This window comes from Bacillus cereus group sp. N31 (genome assembly GCF_016483245.1).
GTDB lineage: Bacteria > Bacillota > Bacilli > Bacillales > Bacillaceae_G > Bacillus_A > Bacillus_A toyonensis.
Genome location: NZ_JAEHCH010000007.1, coordinates 87969 through 109536, shown reverse-complemented (window position 1 = coordinate 109536; position 21568 = coordinate 87969). Strand labels below are relative to the sequence as shown.

The following is a 21568-nucleotide window of genomic DNA, read 5'->3' as shown; positions in this document are numbered from 1 at the left end:
ATGAGTAAAATTCGAGTGCATGAATATGCAAAACAACATAATATCTCAAGTAAAGATCTTATGACAAAACTAAAAGAAATGAATATCGAGGTTTCGAATCATATGACAATGTTAGACGATGAAGTAGTAAACAAATTAGATAATGAGTACCAAGAAGAAAAACCTTCTGTTGCAGATGAGTTTGAAGTAGAAGAGAAAGTTGTTCGCAGTAAAAAGAACAGTAATAAGAAGAAGAAAAAAGGCAAAGATAACGAAGACAAGCGTCAAGATAACTTTGCTGGAAGACAACAAACGCAAATTGTAGAAACACCAGATAAAATTACTTTCTCTGGAAGCCTTACAGTGGGTGAGCTTGCTAAAAAATTAAGCAAAGAGCCGTCTGAAATTATTAAGAAGCTCTTCATGCTAGGAATTATGGCAACAATTAACCAAGACTTAGATAAAGATACAATTGAGTTAATTGCTACTGATTACGGTATTGAAGTAGAAGAAGAAGTAGTTGTAAGTGAAACTGAATTCGAAACATTCATCGATGAGCAAGATGATGAAGAAAACTTAAAAGAGCGTCCAGCTGTTGTTACAATTATGGGACACGTTGACCATGGTAAAACAACTTTACTTGACTCTATTCGTAATTCAAAAGTAACTGCTGGCGAAGCTGGTGGGATTACTCAGCATATTGGTGCATACCAAGTTGAAGTAAACGATAAGAAAATTACATTCTTAGATACGCCTGGTCACGCAGCATTTACAACGATGCGTGCTCGTGGGGCACAAGTAACGGATATTACAATTCTTGTTGTTGCAGCTGATGACGGTGTTATGCCACAAACAGTGGAAGCAATTAGCCATGCGAAAGCAGCTGGAGTACCAATTATTGTTGCTGTGAATAAAATGGATAAACCAGCGGCAAATCCTGATCGCGTAATGCAAGAATTAACAGAATATGAATTGGTTCCAGAAGCATGGGGCGGAGACACAATTTTCGTACCAATCTCTGCAATTCAAGGCGAGGGAATTGACAACTTGCTAGAAATGATTCTTCTTGTGAGTGAAGTAGAAGAATATAAAGCAAATCCAAATCGCTATGCAACTGGTACTGTAATTGAAGCGCAGCTTGATAAAGGTAAAGGAACTATCGCGACATTACTTGTTCAAAACGGTACACTTCGAGTTGGAGATCCAATTGTTGTTGGAACATCATTCGGTCGTGTTCGTGCAATGGTAAGTGATATTGGTCGTCGAGTAAAAGTTGCTGGTCCATCAACTCCTGTTGAAATTACAGGTTTAAATGAAGTACCACAAGCGGGAGATCGTTTCATGGCATTCGCTGATGAGAAGAAAGCTCGTCAAATCGGTGAATCACGTGCACAAGAAGCGTTAGTTGCTCAACGTGGTGAAAAATCTAAATTAAGCCTTGAAGATTTATTCCAACAAATCCAAGAGGGCGATGTAAAAGAAATTAACTTAATTGTGAAAGCAGACGTACAAGGTTCTGTTGAAGCAATGGCTGCATCACTTCGTAAGATCGATGTTGAAGGCGTAAAAGTAAAAATCATTCACACTGGTGTAGGTGCGATTACAGAATCTGATATTATTTTAGCTTCTGCATCTAATGCAATTGTAATTGGATTTAACGTACGCCCTGATGTGAATGCGAAGCGTACAGCTGAATTAGAGAACGTTGATGTTCGTTTACACCGTATTATCTATAAAGTAATCGAAGAAATCGAATCAGCAATGCAAGGGATGCTGGATCCAGAATTCGAAGAAAAAGTAATCGGTCAAGCGGAAGTACGCCAAACGTTCAAAGTAACAAAAGTTGGAACAATCGCAGGTTGTTACGTAATAGACGGTAAAATCACACGTGATAGTGGCGTTCGTATTATCCGTGATGGCGTAGTAATCTTCGAAGGACAACTTGATACGTTAAAACGTTTCAAAGACGACGTAAAAGAAGTTGCACAAAACTATGAGTGTGGTATTACAATTGAGAGATATAATGATCTTAAAGAAGGGGACATCATTGAAGCATACATTATGGAAGAAGTGAAGCGATGATTATCGCTTCACTCTCATTCGAGTGTATGATTTACGATGTGCATTCTTTAAAAGAGAAACGAGCAATTTTGCAAAGGGTGCTCACTCGTGTGAAGCAGCGTTATAACGTAGCTGTTTCAGAAGTAGGGCATCAAGATGTATGGCAACGTACAGAAATTGCAATTGTTTCCGTATCCTCAAATCGTGTTATCTGTGAAAAAGAAATGAATCGTGTACTTGAGTACATCGATTCATTTCCTGAAATTGAACGTACGATAACACAATTGGAATGGTACTGAATGAGGTGAAGAGTTATGAAATTACGTGCAAACCGTGTAGGCGAGCAAATGAAAAAAGAATTAGGCGACATTATCAGTCGTAAAATTAAAGATCCACGTGTCGGATTTGTTACAGTAACAGATGTGCAAGTGAGTGGAGATTTACAAATCGCTAAAGTGTATATTTCTGTTTTAGGTGACGATGAACAGAAAGAAAGTACATTAAAAGGTTTAGCGAAGGCAAAAGGCTTCATTCGTTCAGAAATCGGCCAACGTATTCGTCTTCGTAAAACACCGGAAATTTCTTTCGAATTTGATGAGTCTATCGGATATGGTCATCGAATTGATACACTTTTACATGAAATTAATAAAGACGGTAAACGTGAAGAATAATGGATAGACATTTGTCTATCCATTTTTTCAATGAAAAATAAGTTTGGATAATTATTATGAAAGAATTATGATGAGGTGAACATATATGGAAGGTGTAGTATTATTACATAAGCCAAAAGGCATGACATCACATGATTGTGTATTTAAATTAAGAAAGATATTACGTGAGAAACGAATTGGTCATACGGGAACATTAGATCCAGATGTAACAGGGGTATTACCGATTTGTGTTGGACGAGCAACGAAGATTGCACAGTTTTTAACGAGTGAAACAAAAACATATGAAGGTGAAGTAACATTAGGATTTTCAACAACAACTGAAGATGCTTCTGGTGAAGTTGTTGAAACGACAAATGTAGATCGTAGTATTACTCGTAAGGAAGTAGAAGGAGTTCTCGCAGCATTAACAGGTACGATTGAACAAATGCCTCCAATGTTTTCAGCTGTAAAAGTTAACGGAAAAAAATTATATGAATATGCAAGAGCGGGACAAGAAGTTGAACGTCCAGTTCGTACCATTACAATTCATGAATTCGTATTACTTGATGACCGTGAAATGTTTGAAGGGGAAAACATTTCATTCCGTTTCCGTGTAACGTGTAGTAAAGGGACATATGTAAGAACGCTAGCAGTAATGATTGGTGAAAAACTAGGTTTTCCATCACACATGTCCCATCTTGTAAGAACGGCATCTGGTGAATTTTTACTAGAAGATTGCATATCATTTGAAGAAATTGAAGAAAACGTGCAAAATGGAACAGTAGAGTCTATCTTCATTTCAATTGATGAAGCGTTAAGTAAATTCCCAAAAATGGTTGTAGATGAAAAGCAAGCAGAAAAAATAAAAAATGGTATGTTCTTAAAGAATGAATTAGAAATAACAGCACCATTCATTACAGTATTTGATAAAAATGACCGTTGCTTAGCAATTTATGAGCATCATCCAAAACACCCTGGTATGCTAAAGCCAATGAAAGTACTTGTGAATAATCAAGAACTAAAGCTATAATGAATTATTGGAAGGATTATTACAGAAAAAGGTGAATTCAAGCGTGAAACTTATTCATTTAACTCATCCACATGAACAAAATAAATTAGAATTACCACCTACTGTAATGGCATTAGGATTTTTTGATGGCATTCATTTAGGGCATCAGTGTGTGATTCGAACTGCGAAACAAATAGCGGATGAACGCGGATATAAAAGTGCAGTTATGACATTTCATCCCCATCCATCTGTTGTTTTAGGGAAAAAGGAAGCGCATGTGGAGTATATTACACCGATGCGTGATAAAGAAAAAATAGTCGAAAACTTAGGAATCGATATATTATATGTTATTAAATTTGATGAATCGTTTGCAGGTTTATTGCCACAGCAATTTGTAGATGATTATATTATTGGTTTAAATGTAAAGCATGTAGTAGCAGGGTTTGATTATTCATATGGACGTTTAGGAAAAGGGAAGATGGAGACTTTACCATTTCATGCAAGAGGGGAGTTTACACAAACTGTGATTGAAAAAGTTGAATTTCAAGAAGAGAAGGTAAGTTCTACAGCATTACGAAAGTTAATTCGAAATGGTGAAATGGAACAAATTCCATCTATTTTAGGTAGAGCCTATACAGTGGGAGGAACGGTTGTACATGGCGATAAACGTGGACGACAAATTGGTTTTCCAACCGCTAATGTAGGTTTAAGTGATGAGTATTTATTGCCACCTGTAGGTGTTTATGCAGTGAGATTAAAAGTTCACGATGAATGGTACGATGGTGTATGTAATATTGGATATAAACCAACTTTTAAAGAAAATGAGCGTCAATTATCTATTGAAGTACACTTATTTGAATTCAACAAAGACATATATGATCAAAGTGTTACAGTTGAGTGGCATATGCGTATAAGAGAAGAGAAGAAATTCAATGGTATTGATGAGCTAGTTGAACAAATCGCAAAAGATAAGAAAACAGCACAAGAATATTTTGCGAGTGAAAAGAATATACTTGCTTTTTCAAATGAAAAGTAGTATTCTATGTTATGTACTTTATGACAACCATTGCTTGGCATTGCGACTCACCGACGCTTGCTCGGTAATTGGGGGTTTAATTAATAGGAGGTGAAATAGGATGGCTTTAACACAAGAACGTAAAAATGAAATCATTGCACAATTTAGAACTCATGAGACTGATACTGGTTCTCCAGAGGTTCAAATTGCTGTCCTAACGGAGCAAATTAACACTCTAAACGAGCACTTACGTACTCACAAGAAAGATCATCATTCACGTCGTGGTCTATTAAAGATGGTTGGTAAACGTCGTAACTTACTAACTTACCTTCGTAATAGCGATATCACACGTTACCGTGAATTAATCACAAAGCTTGGCTTACGTCGATAGTCAAAGAAGCGGGAATATTCCCGCTTTTTTGTTAGGTAAAAATATATCTTCTACGCTTTATAGCTTACTTAATTTTCGGCAATACTAGAGGTAGAATATTGTGATATACTATCCATTTACATAGAAGAATTGAATACTTTAAATTGAGAGGGGTACTTAAATGAGTCAAGAAAAGCAAGTCTTCTCGATAGATTTAGCTGGTCGCCAGCTAACAGTTGAAACTGGTCAGCTTGCAAAACAAGCGAACGGGGCAGTATTAGTAAGATATGGCGATACAGCGGTTCTATCTACAGCAACTGCATCAAAAGAGGCTAAAAATGTAGATTTCTTCCCACTTACAGTAAACTATGAAGAGCGTTTATATGCAGTCGGAAAAATTCCAGGCGGTTTTATTAAACGTGAAGGTCGTCCAAGTGAAAAAGCAATTTTGGCAAGTCGTTTAATCGACCGTCCAATTCGTCCGCTTTTCGCAGATGGTTTCCGTAACGAAGTACAAGTTGTCAGCATTGTAATGAGTGTTGATCAAGATTGTTCTTCTGAAATGGCAGCTATGCTTGGTTCTTCATTAGCGTTATCGATTTCAGATATTCCATTTGAAGGTCCAATCGCTGGTGCAACAGTTGGTCGTATTAATGGCGAATTCGTTATTAATCCAACAGTAGAACAGCAAGAACAAAGTGATATTCACCTTGTTGTAGCTGGTACAAAAGATGCAATTAACATGGTTGAAGCAGGAGCAGATCAAGTACCTGAGGAAACAATGTTAGAAGCAATTATGTTTGGACATGACGAAATTAAACGTCTAATTGCATTCCAAGAAGAGATTGTACAAGCTGTAGGTAAAGCGAAATTAGAAATAAAACTATATGAAGTTGATGCTGATCTTAACCAAGCTGTACGTGAGATGGCTGAGAAGGATATGCATTCTGCAATTCAAGTACATGAGAAACATGCACGTGAAGATGCAATCAACGTAGTGAAAAAGCGTGTAATTGAGCATTACGAAGCTGAGGAAGCTGACGCTGACACATTAGGACAAGTAAATGAGATTTTATATAAAATTGTAAAAGAAGAAGTACGTCGTCTTATTACAGTTGAAAAAATCCGCCCAGATGGCCGTAAAGGTGATGAAATTCGTCCTTTAGCATCAGAGGTTGGTATTTTATCTCGTACACACGGTTCTGGTTTATTCACACGTGGACAAACACAAGCATTAAGTATTTGTACATTAGGCGCTTTAGGCGATGTGCAAATTTTAGATGGTCTTGGTGTAGAAGAATCAAAAAGATTCATGCACCATTACAATTTCCCATCGTTTAGTGTTGGTGAAACAAGACCGATGCGTGGACCAGGTCGTCGTGAAATTGGTCACGGTGCACTAGGAGAACGTGCTCTTGAGCCTGTAATTCCATCTGAAAAAGATTTCCCATATACAGTACGTCTTGTATCTGAAGTGTTAGAATCAAATGGTTCTACTTCACAGGCAAGTATTTGTGGTAGTACTTTAGCAATGATGGATGCTGGTGTTCCACTTAAAGCTCCAGTTGCTGGTATTGCAATGGGTCTAGTTAAATCTGGTGAGCATTACACAATTTTATCTGATATTCAAGGTATGGAAGATCATTTAGGTGATATGGACTTTAAAGTAGCAGGTACAGCACAAGGTGTAACTGCACTGCAAATGGACATTAAAATCGATGGTTTATCTCGTGAAATTTTAGAAGAGGCATTACAACAAGCGAAAGTTGGTCGTGTGCACATTCTAAATCATATGCTATCTGTTATTGCAGAGCCACGTACTGAATTATCAGCTTACGCTCCAAAGATTATTACAATGACAATTAACCCAGATAAAATCCGTGACGTTATTGGACCGAGCGGTAAACAAATTAATAAAATTATTGAAGAAACTGGAGTTAAAATTGACATCGAGCAAGATGGTACAGTATTTATTTCTTCAATAAATCAAGAAATGAATGACAAAGCTAAGAAAATTATCGAAGATATCGTTCGCGAAGTACAAGTAGGTGAAATCTACGAAGGAAAAGTGAAACGTGTTGAGAAATTCGGTGCTTTCGTTGAATTATTCAGCGGTAAAGATGGATTAGTTCACATTTCTGAACTTGCGCTTGAGCGTGTAGGTAAAGTAGAAGACGTTGTGAAAATCGGTGATGTAATTACAGTTAAAGTTATCGAGATTGACAAGCAAGGTCGCGTAAATCTATCTAGAAAAGTATTGCTAAAAGAAGAGCAAGAAAAAGAAGCTGCTAAAGAAGAAAACAAACAAGAGCAGCAATAAGTAAAAGCCAGTTCAACTGGCTTTTTTGTTATGTAAAAAACATGATGTACACATATTTTTATGTCAGTATAGGTATAGTTTTCATTATAACGCTCAAATTAACAAAGATAAGAAGAAAAATATTTTTTATTTAGTTAATGGGAGGGTTTATATGAAAGTTCGTATATTGGCATACATATGTGTATTTTTTTTATATGTCAGTTTAGGCTCTTATTCCGTTTTTGCACAGGATAACTTGTATGAAGAAATTCAAAAACATGCAAAACAATATGAGATTGCACCTCAAAATGCGATCATTGATAAGATATGGAAAGCAACACCTGGATATAATGGAAGACAAGTCGATATTGAAGCATCCTATAACAATATGAAGAAGCTAAAGAAATTTGATCAAAAACATCTTGAATTCAAGGAAGTATCACCGAGTGTCCATTTAGCAGATTTATCACCAGCCCCAATTTACAGGGGACATCCAAATAAAAAGATGGTTGGATTAACAATAAATGTGGCATGGGGAAATGAGTATTTGCCTCGTATATTAGAGATATTGAAAAAACATGATGTGAAGGCAACTTTCTTTTTGGAAGGACGTTGGGTGAAAGAAAATTTACGATTTGCAAAAATGATTGTCGATGCAAATCAAGAAGTTGGAAATCACTCTTACACACATCCTAATATGAAAACATTATCGTCTGATGAAATACGAGAACAGTTACAAAAAACAAATCGAATGATAGAAGCAGCCACGAATCAAAAAGTAAGATGGTTTGCCCCGCCAAGTGGAAGTTTTCGAGATGAAGTCGTACAAATTGCAGATGATTTCCAAATGGGAACGATTATGTGGACAGTAGATACGATTGATTGGAAGCGACCAGAGCCAGACGTATTATTGCAGAGAGTAATGAGAAAAATACATTCAGGTGCCATTGTATTAATGCACCCTACTTCATCTACAGCAGAAGCATTAGATACAATGATTACAAAATTGAAGGAACAAGGATATAGAGTGGGGAATATAACAGAATTACTGGATGAAAAACGTGTGGATTAAATACATTTGCATGACATTCATCCTTAAACTTGTTATCATTAAATAATAGCGTTAATTTAGAGAAACTGGTAGTAGGAGGAAAGTTTTTGATTAAAAAATATACTTGTAAAAATGGTGTAAGAATAGTTATGGAGAACATACCAACTGTAAGATCGGTTGCGATTGGTATTTGGATCCATGCAGGATCAAGAAATGAAAATGAAAAAAATAACGGGATTTCCCACTTTTTAGAGCATATGTTCTTTAAAGGGACGGAAACACGTAGTGCGCGCGAAATTGCGGAATCATTTGATAGCATTGGTGGGCAAGTAAATGCTTTTACTTCAAAAGAATATACATGTTACTATGCAAAAGTGTTAGATGAGCATGCTAAATATGCTTTAGATGTTTTAGCAGATATGTTCTTTAATTCAACATTTGATGAGGAAGAACTGAAAAAAGAGAAGAATGTCGTATGTGAAGAAATTAAAATGTACGAAGACGCTCCAGATGATATTGTGCATGATATGTTAACGAAAGCGACATATGAAACGCATCCGCTTGGATATCCTATTTTAGGAACAGAAGAAACGCTTGATACGTTTACAGGTGATACACTACGTCAATATATAAAAGATCATTATACACCTGAAAATGTAGTTGTTTCAGTTGCAGGAAATATTGATGAAGCATTTTTACAAACAGTAGAGCAATATTTCGGTAGTTATGAAGGAACAACAAACCGTGAACAAGTACATAGCCCAATTTTCCATTTTAATAAGGTAGCACGTAAAAAAGAAACAGAACAAGCTCATTTATGTTTAGGATATAAAGGCTTACAAATGGGACACGAAGATATTTATAACTTAATCGTATTAAATAACGTTTTAGGCGGTAGTATGAGTAGCCGTTTATTCCAAGAAGTACGTGAGCAACGTGGGTTAGCTTACTCGGTATTTTCTTACCACTCTTCTTATGAAGATACAGGTATGTTAACACTGTACGGTGGAACAGGTAGCCAACAATTAGATACACTGTATGAAACGATGCAAGAAACACTAGAAACATTGAAGAATACAGGTATTACAGAAAAAGAGCTTATGAATAGTAAAGAGCAATTAAAAGGAAACTTAATGTTAAGTTTAGAAAGTACGAATAGTCGTATGAGCCGTAACGGTAAAAATGAATTGCTGCTTCGTAAGCATCGTTCACTTGATGAGATTATTGAAAGTGTAAACACTGTAACAAAACAAAATGTAGATGAGTTAATCCGCAATATGTTTACGGATGAATTCTCTGCTGCACTTATTAGTCCAGATGGAAAACTTCCAAAAGGAATAAAACTATAATTGATTTTTGTGATGTACTCGAAAATAACCGTATCTCTTTTAAATGAGATACGGTTATTTTTTTTAGACATACAGAATAGGTACTAATAATGGATAACTTAAATTGAAAATTCGGTAGGGGGAGAGTGTATGCGATTAAGTGAATTAAGTGGTAAAGAAATTGTAGATTTAGAAAGAGCGGAAAAAATGGGGATTTTAGGGCATCTAGATTTAGAAATTAATGAGAGCGATGGACAAATACAAGCGCTTATCATACCTGTTACAAAATGGGGAGGTTTTAAAAAAGGACAACAAGAGGTAAGGGTGGAATGGAGAGATATTAAGAAAGTGGGGCATGACATGATACTTTGTGATATATCTGACCATTCAAATTCGGAGTGAAAGATGGCCATTTCGGCCGTCTTTTTTTTGTATATATAAAGCTGATAAATCATATGTGCTTTTTGTTTTTCAATCACCTCAAACTCGTACATTACATATGATGTGGAGGAAAAAGAAAAAGTAGGCACTTTTCTTATAAATGACAGAAAAAGAAGGTGAATTAGGGAATGTTGACTGAGATGCATATTGCTGTCATAGGAGGAGATGCAAGACAGCTAGAAGTAATTCGTAAACTAGTTGAATTGGATGCGAAACTTTCATTGATAGGGTTTGATCAGTTGGATCATGGCTTCACAGGGGCAGCAAAAGAAAGTATACAAAATTTAGATTTTACTTCTGTAGATGCAATCATTTTGCCAGTTGCAGGTACAAATGCCAAAGGAGAAGTAGATACTATTTTTTCAAATGAAAAAGTTTCTATAACGAAAGAACAAATTGAAAATACACCAGAACACTTTACTATATATTCAGGTATTGGTACGCCTTACTTGGAAAATCTCGTATCTACTACAAACCGAAAACTTGTTAAATTATTTGATCGTGATGATGTGGCAATCTACAATTCTATTCCGACAGTAGAAGGCACATTAATGATGGTAATTCAACATACCGACTATACAATTCATGGGTCCAATGTAATGGTTTTAGGATTTGGTAGAACAGGGATGAGTGTTGCCAGAGCATTTCAATCATTAGGAGCCCACGTCAAAGTTGGAGCAAGACGATCGGAACATATTGCACGTATTACAGAGATGATGTTTTCTCCTTTTCATATGCAAAACATTGAGAAAGAAGTAGGAAATATGGATATTGTGATTAACACAATTCCACATCTCGTTGTGACAGCGAATGTTATTTCAAAAATGCCAGCTCATACGTTAGTAATTGATTTAGCTTCTAAACCAGGTGGTACCGACTTTAGATACGCAGAAAAAAGAGGAGTTAAAGCGCTATTAGCACCTGGATTGCCAGGGATTGTTGCTCCGAAAACAGCAGGACAAATTTTAGCGAACGTTCTTTCTCAGTTATTAGCAGAAGACGTAATAGCAAGAAAGGAGAATGGGGAATGAATTTAAAAGGGAAAAGAATTGGATTCGGTTTTACAGGTTCACATTGTACGTATGAAGAAGTGATGCCTCATTTAGAGAAATTAATTGCTGAGGGAGCAGAAGTACGTCCCGTTGTTTCTTACACTGTTCAATCAACAAATACGAGATTTGGTGAGGGAGCAGAGTGGATTAAAAAGATTGAAGAAACAACAGGATTTAAAGCAATTAATTCAATCGTTGGCGCAGAACCGCTAGGACCTAAAATTCCATTAGACTGTATGGTAATTGCACCACTAACAGGAAATTCGATGAGTAAATTTGCAAATGCAATGACAGATTCTCCAGTATTAATGGCAGCAAAAGCGACGCTGAGAAATGGTAAGCCTGTCGTATTGGCGGTTTCGACGAATGATGCTTTAGGGCTTAATGGAGTCAACCTCATGCGCCTAATGGCCACAAAAAACATCTACTTCGTCCCATTCGGCCAAGACGCACCAGAGAAAAAACCGAACTCAATGGTAGCTCGTATGGAGCTACTGGAAGATACAGTATTAGAAGCGCTACAAGGAAAACAATTGCAACCGGTTGTCGTAGAAAAATTCAGATATATGAATTAAAAAACGAAAAAAAACGGACAATTTTTGATGAAACCATCATTCTTACTGTAGAATATGATAAAATTAACGTTATTAAGATTAGAAGGGGTATTGTATACTCCTTCTAATTCTAAGTTATAGAAGGATTGGTATCTAGAAAGGGGCATAGTGATGGAAAAGCAAAAAACTTTTCATGTCGCTGTAGTTGGAGCAACCGGCGCAGTTGGTGAACAAATGTTAAATACTTTAGAGAAACGAGAATTTCCAATCGGGAAATTAACGTTACTTTCATCTAAACGATCTGCAGGTAAGAAACTTGTATTTAAAGGTGAAGAATTTACAGTTCAAGAGGCGACTCCTGAAAGTTTTGAAGGAGTAGATATCGCACTATTTAGTGCTGGTGGATCTGTATCGAAACAATTAGCGCCAGAAGCAGCAAAGCGCGGTGCGATTGTTGTTGATAATACAAGTGCATTCCGTATGACAGAAAACGTGCCACTTGTTGTACCTGAAGTAAATGAAAACGACTTAAAAGAACATAATGGTATTATTGCAAATCCAAACTGTTCTACAATTCAAATGGTAGTAGCTCTTGAGCCAGTTCGTCAGCAATATGGTTTAAAACGAGTAATCGTTTCCACATATCAAGCTGTATCAGGTGCTGGTGCGGCAGCGATTGAAGAACTTCATGAACAATCACAAGCAATCTTAAATGGCGAAGAAGCTAAGGCGAATGTTTTACCTGTATCAGGTGATAAAAAACATTACCAAATTGCTTTTAATGCGATTCCACAGATTGATAAGTTCCAAGATAATGGATTTACATTTGAAGAAATGAAAATGATTAATGAAACGAAAAAAATTATGCATATGCCTGAATTAGAAGTAGCGGCAACATGCGTACGTTTACCAGTTGTATCAGGGCATTCTGAGTCTGTTTACATCGAAGTAGAAAAAGAAGGCGTAACAGTAGCAGAATTAAAGAGCTTACTTGCAAATGCAGAAGGTATTGTTCTGCAAGATAATCCAGAAGAGCAGTTATATCCAATGCCAGCTACTGCAGTAGGTAAAAACGAAGTATTCGTTGGAAGAATCCGTAAAGATTTAAATAACGATAAAGGATTCCATCTTTGGGTCGTATCTGATAACTTATTAAAAGGCGCTGCATGGAATTCTGTTCAAATTGCAGAGCGCTTAGTAAAATTACAATTAGTGTAAACGGCTAAGAGAAGGTGCAAAATATGAAAATAATTGTTCAAAAATTTGGTGGCACATCAGTACGTGATGAAAATGGACGTAAGCATGCGCTTCATCATATAAAAAAATCGTTAGCTGCTGGATATAAAGTAGTTACTGTCGTATCTGCTATGGGCCGTAAAGGTGAACCGTATGCAACGGATACGTTATTAAGTCTTGTAAATCAAGAGGAATCTACTATTTCTAAACGTGAGCAAGATTTATTATTATCATGTGGAGAGTTAATCTCTGCAATTGTTTTCTCTAATATGTTGAATGAGAACGGTATAAAAGCAGCGGCATTAAATGGTGCACAAGCTGGTTTTGTAACAAATGATGACTTTACGAATGCGAAAATCGTTGAAATGAATTGCGATCGTATACATGAAGAATTAGAAAATCTAGATGTAATCGTCGTTACAGGATTCCAAGGGCAAACGAAAAAAGGTGATACGACAACACTTGGACGCGGAGGTAGCGATACTTCAGCTTCAGCATTAGGTGTTGCGCTTCATGCTGAATTTATTGATATCTTCACAGATGTAGAAGGTGTTATGACTGCGGATCCTCGTATTGTAAAAGATGCACGTCATCTTCAAACGGTAACGTATAACGAAATTTGTAATATGGCTTACCAAGGTGCAAAAGTCGTTCATCCACGTGCGGTTGAAATTGCGATGCATGCAAAAGTACCGCTTCGTGTACGTTCTACGTATTCTGATAGCGAAGGTACGCTTATTGCAGCATACGATGGTGCTACAAAAGGGCAGGATGTAGAAGAACGTCCTGTTACAGGTATTGCCCACGTATCAAACGTAACGCAAATTAAAGTACTTGCAAAAGAAACGGCATATGATTTGCAACAACATGTATTTAAAGAAATGGCAAACGAAGGCATTAGTGTTGATTTAATTAACATTTCTCCTACTGGTGTAGCTTACACAGTAAATGATAATGTATCAGCTCGTGCTGTCGAAGTGTTGAAACAACTTGGATATGAGCCAATTGTGACAGAGCATTGTGCCAAAGTATCTATCGTTGGAGCTGGAATGGCAGGAATCCCAGGGGTTACTGCGAAAATCGTTACAGCTTTAGCAGAAAAAGGTATTCAAATTCTGCAATCGGCAGATAGTCATACGACAATTTGGGTTCTTGTAAAAGAAACTGATTTAGTGGAGGCTGTAAATGCATTACATAGTGCGTTTGAGCTTTCAAAAGAAAAGCAACTGGAACAATAAGGAGTGAGACCATGATAGATTTTGGGACAATTGCAACTGCGATGGTAACACCGTTTGATATAAACGGGAATATCGATTTTGCAAAGACAACGAAATTGGTAAATTATTTAATTGATAACGGTACAACAGCAATCGTGGTAGGAGGAACGACAGGTGAATCTCCTACATTAACTTCAGAAGAAAAAGTAGCGTTATATCGCCATGTCGTATCTGTTGTCGATAAAAGGGTGCCCGTAATCGCTGGAACAGGTAGCAATAATACACATGCCTCTGTTGACTTAACTAAAAAGGCAACAGAAGTTGGTGTTGATGCAGTTATGCTAGTAGCGCCGTATTATAACAAACCGAGTCAAGAAGGAATGTATCAGCATTTTAAAACGATTGCTGAAAGCACGCCACTTCCGGTTATGCTATATAACGTTCCAGGACGATCTATTGTACAAATCTCCGTTGATACAGTTGTTCGTTTATCAGAAATAGAAAACATTGTTGCGATTAAAGATGCAGGCGGCGATGTACTAACAATGACAGCAATCATTGAAAAAACAGCGGACGACTTTGCAGTATACAGCGGTGATGACGGTTTAACGTTACCGGCTATGGCGGTTGGAGCGAAAGGTATCGTTTCAGTAGCATCTCATGTTATCGGAAATGAAATGCAAGAAATGATTACAGCATTCCAAGCGGGAGAGTTTAAGAAGGCGCAAAAATTACATCAATTACTTGTAAGAGTAACGGATTCATTATTTATGGCGCCAAGCCCAACGCCAGTAAAAACAGCGTTACAAATGGTTGGATTAGATGTAGGTTCTGTACGTTTACCGCTTCTTCCATTAACAGAAGAAGAAAGAGTAACGTTACAATCTGTAATGCAATCTATTCCTCGTTAATAAGAAATGACCTAGTGTGAAACTAGGTCATTTTTATTTAGATTAAATATACGTGAGTGGTAAAAACAGCATAGTTAATGAGGTGTAATAAGAAGGGGACGGCATAATATTGGTTAGAAATTGATTATAGAGATCATGTGTTTTTAGTGAATAGTGCCTTATGTTTATATACAGAACATACATGTATATTTTTCCATTAATATCTTAATATAAGTAGAAAAAATAATAGGTAGTATGTGGAAAAAAACCTCGCAAATTACAACTTCAATTTAGCTTCTTATCTAGTCTTTCATATAATTTAACTTGTGTTCTATTTCTTGTATCAGGTATAATATGGCTAAGTAGCTTAGTACGGGTATGCTTAGCAAAATTGGAAGAAATTATAATTTAATTAAATTTTCATATCATATCGAATAAGATATTTGATTTATATAATGAAAGAGAGGTGAAACCTGGTTTAAAAAATATACAAGGACATGATATCGCATAACGGTAAGGACATTCGTCTTGGACGGTGAATATATGGTGGTTGTAGAGTTTCCCCTGGTGTCTCTACAATTTTAGTGAAATCAGTGTTTGCAAGATTTTTAAACCAGGCAACAACATGAAGAGAAAAGAGAATGAGTCTGTTAAAGTATTTGCTCTTGGTGGAGTAGGTGAAATCGGGAAAAACATGTACTGTGTTGAAATTGATTCTGAAATCTTTATTGTAGATGCAGGATTAATGTTCCCAGGAGATGAAATGTTTGGGATTGATATCGTTATTCCTGATATTACATACTTAGTGGAAAATCAAGAGCGAGTAAAAGGTTTATTTATTACTCACGGTCATGAAGATCATATTGGTGGAATTGTTTATGTACTTCGTAAATTATCTATTCCAGTGTATGCAACGAAATTAACGGTAGGACTTATACAAGAAAAACTTGGTGAAGCGGGCATGTTAGGCCGTGTGGATTTAAAAACAATCGATTCAAATTCAACAGTAGAGTTTAATACTACAACAGTGTCATTCTTTGGAACGACACATAGTATTCCAGATTCTGTTGGTGTTTGTTTCCATACATCAAAAGGTGCTGTAGTGTATACAGGAGACTTTAAATTTGATCAAACTCCAATTGGAAATAATGGAGCAGATCTTGGGAAAATGGCACAAATCGGAAATGAAGGCGTACTTTGCTTATTATCTGATAGTACAAACGCTGAGCGTCCAGGCTATACAGGTTCGGAAAAAGAAGTTGGTGTAGAAATTTCTAAAGTGTTCTACGGTGCAGAAGGTCGTATTATCGTTGCTTCATTTGCATCGAACGTACATCGTATTCAACAAGTATTTGACGCGGCTGCCGAAACAGGAAGAAAAGTAGCGGTAGTAGGACGTAGTATGGTGAAAGTAGTAGACATTGCAAGACGTCTTGGTTATTTAGATGTTCCAGAAGGTATGGTTATTTCATTACAAGAAGTAGACAACTTCCCAGAGAAAAAGGTAGCTATTTTAACGACAGGTAGTCAAGGGGAACCGATGGCAGCACTTTCTAGAATGGCGAAGCAAGCTCATAAACAAATTTCAATTCGTAAAGGTGATACTGTTATTATTGCAGCTTCTCCAATTCCGGGGAATGAAATATCTGTATCGAAAATTATTGATTTGTTATTTAGAGCTGGAGCTGAAGTTATTTATTACGGTGAAAGAAAAGTTCACGTTTCAGGTCATGGTAGTCAAGAAGAATTAAAACTAATGTTAAATTTAATGAAACCTAAGTATTTTGTACCCGTACATGGTGAGTTTCGTATGCAAAAAGCACATGCATATTTAGCTGAAGATGTAGGTATTACAAGAGAAAATATTTTTATCGTAGAAAAAGGCGATGTAATTGCTTTTGGTGATAATGAAGCAAACTTAGTTGGTAAAGTGCAAGCTGGTAATGTCTTAATTGATGGATTAGGTGTAGGTGACGTTGGTAATATCGTTCTTCGAGATAGAAAGATGTTATCTCAAGATGGAATATTAGTAGTTGTTGTAACACTTGGTAAAGATGAAAAGAAAATTATCTCTGGTCCAGAAATCATTTCACGTGGTTTTGTATATGTTCGTGAATCAGAAGCATTAATTGAGCGATCTACAGAGATTGTACGCATGATTGTTGAGCAATCAATTAAAGAATATTCAATTGAATGGTCTATGTTAAAACAAAATATTCGTGAATTATTAGGGCAGTTCTTGTACGAAGAGACAAAGAGAAAACCTATGATTTTACCGATTATTATGGAAGTGTAAAAAAGATCACCTTTACGGGTGATCTTTTTTCTTTTTAAACCCTATCGAATGAAATTTATAACTTAAGAAATAATAGTTATATACGAGTGAAAGGGGATGCGATATGACAGAATGTGATCGTTATACAAATGAAGAAAAAGAAGCTGGGCCGAAAGAAGTTCCGAAAGAAGCCTCAATAGTGGAGAAAATTCAACAGCTTGGACAAACGAATGTGCCGCAAATGAATGAATCACGTATTCATTGTTTAACAATCATTGGACAGGTGGAAGGTCATGTTCAGTTGCCACCGCAAAATAAAACAACAAAATATGAGCACATTATCCCGCAAATTGTCGCGATTGAGCAAAATCCGAAAATTGAAGGTTTGCTTTTAATATTAAACACAGTTGGAGGAGACGTTGAAGCAGGGCTAGCGATTTCTGAGATGGTAGCTTCGCTTTCGAAACCGACGGTATCTCTTGTTTTAGGCGGAGGGCATTCGATTGGTGTACCAATTGCAGTTTCGACTGATTATTCATTTATTGCAGAAACAGCGACGATGACGATTCACCCAATTCGTTTAACCGGTCTTGTTATAGGTGTGCCGCAAACATTTGAGTATTTGGATAAAATGCAAGAAAGAGTCATTCGATTTGTGACGAAACATTCGAAAGTAACGGAAGATCGTTTTAAAGAACTTATGTTTGCGAAAGGGAATTTGACCCGAGATATTGGGACGAATGTAATTGGTGGAGATGCAGTGAAGTATGGTCTTATTGATGATGTGGGTGGCATTGGGAGTGCACTTCAAAAACTAAACGAATTAATAGAGGCTCGCGCAGATGATAATGCAGAAGGAACGATGCTACAATGATTCTATATACAATTATGCCAGAGCAACTTGTATACCCTGCCGATTATTCGCAATGTGAAAGTCAAAAAGTTGTAAATATACATGGTGTTGAATTGATGGTTTCTGAAGAGGAACATGGGTGTTATTCTATTGTGCGTGTGTTAAGTACGAATCCATTTCACTACTTAGAGTATGAGCCTGGTCAGAAAATAACCTTTTAGCAAAAAGAAGGATTTTGTTCAGAAGCTATGGTATAATATAAAAAACAAGACGGTTGAGCAGCCATGAGTAGGGGGCTGCTTTCTTCTGTTTATTTAACATTTTACAAGAAGTGTAAAAATAGAAGAGATAAAGACCTGAAAGAATAGAGAAAACAGACATATAAGTAGAGTTTTTTTAGAGGTTGTCCTTATTTATATGTAGAACACGAGGTGAAGAAATGGCAAAACAAAAGCAAAGAGGGACGAAGGCAAAGGCAAGACGTACGATAAAGCCAACTCTATATTATGAAATCGTCGGTTTGGCTCTTTTTGCACTTTCAATCATTACGATTTTACAGCTAGGCGTTGTAGGGAAATCGTTTGTGTTATTTTTTCGCTTCTTCTTTGGTGAGTGGTACATAATTGGTGTGTTAGGTGTAATAGCTTTATCGGTTTCGTTTGTTATAAAACATGGATGGCCGAACCTTTTAAATAAACGGTTAATCGGTTTTTATTTAATTGTATTGGCGATATTAATGTTCAGTCATATTACATTATTTAACCTTCTTACGAAAGATGGAGCAGTGCAAAATACTTCTGTTATTGTGAGTACGAAAGATAACTTCTTTCTTGAAATGAAAAAAGGGCCAGATAGCGTTCACTTAGGCGGTGGGATGTTTGGTGCGCTCATGTTCGCAACATGTTACTTCTTATTTGATGAAGTAGGGGCCTATATCATTGGAATTATTTTGGTTATTCTTGGAATACTTTGTATAACAAATAAGCATATTGGAGAAGTTCTTGCCCCGGTGGGTAGAATTCTTAGAAGTCAATTTCAAGTTATGCAAGGGGATTATAAAGATTGGCGAGCTAAAAGAACGGCTGAACAAACAGAAAAGAAAAAAACAACAAGAAGTTCAAGACACGCACGTGCTGTGGAGCAAGAAGAAGTGATTGAGCCGATGGAAGAGATGCAAATTGATCCCCCCATTATTTCAAATTTCACTGAGAATTATCCTGTAAATGAAGAAGAGGATAAACGGATGGAAGAAGAACATGTAACAGATCCAATTACTTCACCGTTTATTGAAGAAGCTCCACCTATTGAAGAGCCTAAGAAAAAGCGTGGAGAAAAAATTGTGGAATCTTTAGAGGCGGAAACAAGTGCCCCACCGATGCAATTTTCAAATGTTGAAAATAAAGATTATAAGCTTCCTTCGCTTGATATATTAAAGTTCCCAAAAAATAAGCAAGTTACAAATGAAAATGCGGAAATTTATGAAAATGCTCGTAAATTGGAACGTACATTCCAAAGTTTTGGTGTGAAAGCGAAAGTGACAAAAGTACACAGAGGTCCTGCAGTTACGAAGTATGAAGTGTATCCTGATATGGGAGTAAAGGTAAGTAAAATTGTTAGTTTAAGTGATGATTTAGCGCTTGCTTTAGCTGCGAAAGACATTCGTATTGAAGCGCCTATTCCCGGGAAATCAGCTGTAGGGATTGAAGTTCCGAACTCAGAAGTTTCTATGGTAACACTTAGGGAAGTGCTGGACTCTAAGGCTAATAATCATCCAGAAGAGAAGTTGTTAATTGGTCTTGGACGAGATATTACAGGTGAAGCTGTATTGGCCCGTTTAAATAAAATGCCCCATTTACTAGTAGCCGGTGCGACAGGTAGTGGGAAAAGTGTGTGTATTAACGGGATTATAGTTAGTATTTTAATGCGTGCAAAACCGCATGAAGTAAAATTAATGATGATCGATCCGAAAATGGTAGAGTTAAATGTATATAATGGTGTGCCCCATTTGTTAACACCAGTTGTAACTGATCCGAAAAAAGCATCGCAAGCTTTGAAAAAGGTTGTAAGTGAGATGGAACGCCGTTATGAGTTGTTTGCTCATAGTGGTACGCGGAATATTGAAGGGTATAACGATTATATTAAAGCGCATAATAATCAATCGGAAGCGAAACAACCTGAATTACCGTATATTGTAGTAATTGTGGATGAGTTAGCAGATTTAATGATGGTTGCTTCGTCGGATGTAGAGGATGCGATAATGCGCTTGGCACAAATGGCTCGTGCGGCTGGTATTCATTTAATTATTGCAACGCAGCGCCCATCGGTTGACGTTATTACAGGTGTTATTAAAGCGAATATTCCATCACGTATTGCATTCGCTGTATCTTCTCAAACGGATTCTCGTACAATTCTTGATGGTGGTGGCGCAGAGAAGCTGCTAGGTCGTGGAGATATGCTATTTATACCAATTGGTGCATCAAAGCCTGTTCGTGTACAAGGTGCATTTTTATCAGATGATGAAGTTGAGAGAGTTGTAGAATATGTTATTGGACAGCAAAAAGCACAATATCAAGAGGATATGATTCCACAAGATGTCCCTGAGACAAAGCAGCAAGTTGAAGATGAATTATACGATGAAGCAGTTCAGCTCGTAGTGGAAATGCAAACAGCGTCTGTTTCTATGTTGCAACGTAGGTTTAGAGTAGGTTATACGCGAGCTGCTCGTCTAATTGATGCAATGGAAATGAACGGTGTAGTAGGTCCATATGAGGGTAGTAAACCGAGAGAAGTGCTCATTAATGATGTACAAGAAAAAAGTTCTTAAAAAAAGCCTAATTGTTTTTGCAATTAGGCTTTTTTATATACCGTTTTTGTTATATACTATATTCAACAAGAAAGAAAGGGCTTACATTCAAGTCAATTCTTTAGAATACGAATGCTATGAGTGTGCCTTTTTATAAATGTTCGATATTCATTGTAGAAAAATGTTAAATTTTGTTGACACGTATGAGAGCAAGTGGTAAGATTACTTCGAAAAGAATCACTGCCTCATATAATCTTGGAGATAAGGTCCATAAGTTTCTACCTGGCAACCATGAATTGCTAGACTATGAGGGGAAAAGTGTGTAACAAAGGATGTAAGGGATCTTTGTGCCGAACTTTTTCTCGAAAAGAGGAATGTTTATGGTGCAAAGTTTTTTTTATGCAGTAAAGAGTGAAAATTTTATCTAAAAAAATTATTAATATTTATTCGACAATTGTGTTTATTTTTAGTGATTAGTCATGTTT

At 36.6% G+C, this 21568-nt stretch carries 19 protein-coding genes and 1 riboswitch; all 19 genes read left to right on the top strand.

Going from position 1 to position 21568, the window contains the following annotated elements; translation table 11 throughout:
• The 19 genes from infB (at window position 1) to JDS81_RS11870 (ending at window position 21104) form a co-directional block, all read left to right on the top strand.
• Window positions 1-2061 (top strand): translation initiation factor IF-2, encoded by a 2061-nt coding sequence (gene infB / locus JDS81_RS11960; RefSeq protein ID WP_000036352.1) that lies wholly within the window; start codon window positions 1-3, stop codon window positions 2059-2061.
• Window positions 2058-2339: a DUF503 domain-containing protein gene (locus JDS81_RS11955; RefSeq protein ID WP_000582364.1), complete on the top strand. Its 282-nt coding sequence runs from the start codon at window positions 2058-2060 to the stop codon at window positions 2337-2339. Before infB ends, JDS81_RS11955 begins: the two co-directional genes overlap by 4 nt.
• A gap of 15 nt (window positions 2340-2354) precedes the next feature.
• Window positions 2355-2711: a 30S ribosome-binding factor RbfA gene (gene rbfA / locus JDS81_RS11950; protein ID WP_000776439.1), complete on the top strand. Its 357-nt coding sequence runs from the start codon at window positions 2355-2357 to the stop codon at window positions 2709-2711.
• Window positions 2712-2796: 85 nt separating this feature from the next.
• Window positions 2797-3720 (top strand): tRNA pseudouridine(55) synthase TruB, encoded by a 924-nt coding sequence (gene truB / locus JDS81_RS11945; protein ID WP_097954013.1) that lies wholly within the window; start codon window positions 2797-2799, stop codon window positions 3718-3720.
• Between the two features lie 43 nt (window positions 3721-3763).
• Window positions 3764-4735: a bifunctional riboflavin kinase/FAD synthetase gene (gene ribF / locus JDS81_RS11940; protein WP_000766714.1), complete on the top strand. Its 972-nt coding sequence runs from the start codon at window positions 3764-3766 to the stop codon at window positions 4733-4735.
• Window positions 4736-4835: 100 nt separating this feature from the next.
• A complete protein-coding gene (rpsO, locus tag JDS81_RS11935; protein WP_001229392.1) occupies window positions 4836-5105 on the top strand; it encodes a 30S ribosomal protein S15 in 270 nt (89 codons plus the stop codon).
• 160 nt (window positions 5106-5265) lie between these two features.
• Entirely contained in the window at window positions 5266-7404 is a 2139-nt protein-coding gene (pnp, locus tag JDS81_RS11930; RefSeq protein ID WP_000076735.1) for a polyribonucleotide nucleotidyltransferase, read from the top strand.
• Window positions 7405-7555: 151 nt separating this feature from the next.
• The gene (locus JDS81_RS11925; protein WP_000868234.1) at window positions 7556-8455 is read left to right on the top strand and encodes a polysaccharide deacetylase family protein; all 900 of its coding nucleotides are present in this window, start codon (window positions 7556-7558) and stop codon (window positions 8453-8455) included.
• An 86-nt stretch (window positions 8456-8541) separates the two neighbouring features.
• On the top strand, window positions 8542-9783 hold the full coding sequence (locus tag JDS81_RS11920) for a M16 family metallopeptidase (RefSeq protein ID WP_000592990.1): 1242 nt from the start codon (window positions 8542-8544) through the stop codon (window positions 9781-9783).
• Window positions 9784-9912: 129 nt separating this feature from the next.
• Window positions 9913-10164, top strand: a complete 252-nt coding sequence (locus tag JDS81_RS11915; RefSeq protein WP_016109017.1) for a YlmC/YmxH family sporulation protein — start codon at window positions 9913-9915, stop codon at window positions 10162-10164.
• Between the two features lie 167 nt (window positions 10165-10331).
• A complete protein-coding gene (gene dpaA / locus JDS81_RS11910; protein ID WP_000954741.1) occupies window positions 10332-11234 on the top strand; it encodes a dipicolinic acid synthetase subunit A in 903 nt (300 codons plus the stop codon).
• On the top strand, window positions 11231-11830 hold the full coding sequence (gene dpaB / locus JDS81_RS11905; protein ID WP_001049477.1) for a dipicolinate synthase subunit B: 600 nt from the start codon (window positions 11231-11233) through the stop codon (window positions 11828-11830). The genes dpaA and dpaB overlap by 4 nt, the downstream gene beginning before the upstream one ends.
• Window positions 11831-11980: 150 nt before the next feature.
• A complete protein-coding gene (gene asd, locus JDS81_RS11900; protein ID WP_000414844.1) occupies window positions 11981-13027 on the top strand; it encodes an aspartate-semialdehyde dehydrogenase in 1047 nt (348 codons plus the stop codon).
• 23 nt (window positions 13028-13050) lie between these two features.
• A complete protein-coding gene (gene dapG / locus JDS81_RS11895; RefSeq protein ID WP_000692465.1) occupies window positions 13051-14283 on the top strand; it encodes an aspartate kinase in 1233 nt (410 codons plus the stop codon).
• Between the two features lie 11 nt (window positions 14284-14294).
• Entirely contained in the window at window positions 14295-15173 is an 879-nt protein-coding gene (gene dapA, locus JDS81_RS11890) for a 4-hydroxy-tetrahydrodipicolinate synthase (protein ID WP_000564770.1), read from the top strand.
• Window positions 15174-15777: 604 nt separating this feature from the next.
• Window positions 15778-17448, top strand: coding sequence for a ribonuclease J (locus JDS81_RS11885; protein WP_000823093.1), 1671 nt, complete (start codon window positions 15778-15780; stop codon window positions 17446-17448).
• A 103-nt stretch (window positions 17449-17551) separates the two neighbouring features.
• Window positions 17552-18301, top strand: coding sequence for a translocation-enhancing protein TepA (gene tepA, locus JDS81_RS11880; protein WP_097953979.1), 750 nt, complete (start codon window positions 17552-17554; stop codon window positions 18299-18301).
• Complete coding sequence (locus JDS81_RS11875; protein WP_000605018.1) at window positions 18298-18501, top strand: YlzJ-like family protein; 204 nt, start codon at window positions 18298-18300, stop codon at window positions 18499-18501. The genes tepA and JDS81_RS11875 overlap by 4 nt, the downstream gene beginning before the upstream one ends.
• Window positions 18502-18719: 218 nt before the next feature.
• Window positions 18720-21104: a DNA translocase FtsK gene (locus tag JDS81_RS11870; RefSeq protein WP_097953978.1), complete on the top strand. Its 2385-nt coding sequence runs from the start codon at window positions 18720-18722 to the stop codon at window positions 21102-21104.
• 204 nt (window positions 21105-21308) lie between these two features.
• Window positions 21309-21410, top strand: a riboswitch (purine riboswitch).
• The last annotated feature ends 158 nt before the right edge of the window (window positions 21411-21568 follow it).

Coding starts and splice junctions, on each gene's coding strand:
- infB (WP_000036352.1), top strand. CDS start 1: ATGAGTAAAATTCGAGTGCATGAATATGCAAAACAACATAATATCTCA.
- JDS81_RS11955 (WP_000582364.1), top strand. CDS start 2,058: ATGATTATCGCTTCACTCTCATTCGAGTGTATGATTTACGATGTGCAT.
- rbfA (WP_000776439.1), top strand. CDS start 2,355: ATGAAATTACGTGCAAACCGTGTAGGCGAGCAAATGAAAAAAGAATTA.
- truB (WP_097954013.1), top strand. CDS start 2,797: ATGGAAGGTGTAGTATTATTACATAAGCCAAAAGGCATGACATCACAT.
- rpsO (WP_001229392.1), top strand. CDS start 4,836: ATGGCTTTAACACAAGAACGTAAAAATGAAATCATTGCACAATTTAGA.
- pnp (WP_000076735.1), top strand. CDS start 5,266: ATGAGTCAAGAAAAGCAAGTCTTCTCGATAGATTTAGCTGGTCGCCAG.
- JDS81_RS11925 (WP_000868234.1), top strand. CDS start 7,556: ATGAAAGTTCGTATATTGGCATACATATGTGTATTTTTTTTATATGTC.
- JDS81_RS11915 (WP_016109017.1), top strand. CDS start 9,913: ATGCGATTAAGTGAATTAAGTGGTAAAGAAATTGTAGATTTAGAAAGA.
- dpaA (WP_000954741.1), top strand. CDS start 10,332: ATGTTGACTGAGATGCATATTGCTGTCATAGGAGGAGATGCAAGACAG.
- dpaB (WP_001049477.1), top strand. CDS start 11,231: ATGAATTTAAAAGGGAAAAGAATTGGATTCGGTTTTACAGGTTCACAT.
- asd (WP_000414844.1), top strand. CDS start 11,981: ATGGAAAAGCAAAAAACTTTTCATGTCGCTGTAGTTGGAGCAACCGGC.
- dapG (WP_000692465.1), top strand. CDS start 13,051: ATGAAAATAATTGTTCAAAAATTTGGTGGCACATCAGTACGTGATGAA.
- dapA (WP_000564770.1), top strand. CDS start 14,295: ATGATAGATTTTGGGACAATTGCAACTGCGATGGTAACACCGTTTGAT.
- JDS81_RS11885 (WP_000823093.1), top strand. CDS start 15,778: ATGAAGAGAAAAGAGAATGAGTCTGTTAAAGTATTTGCTCTTGGTGGA.
- tepA (WP_097953979.1), top strand. CDS start 17,552: ATGACAGAATGTGATCGTTATACAAATGAAGAAAAAGAAGCTGGGCCG.
- JDS81_RS11875 (WP_000605018.1), top strand. CDS start 18,298: ATGATTCTATATACAATTATGCCAGAGCAACTTGTATACCCTGCCGAT.
- JDS81_RS11870 (WP_097953978.1), top strand. CDS start 18,720: ATGGCAAAACAAAAGCAAAGAGGGACGAAGGCAAAGGCAAGACGTACG.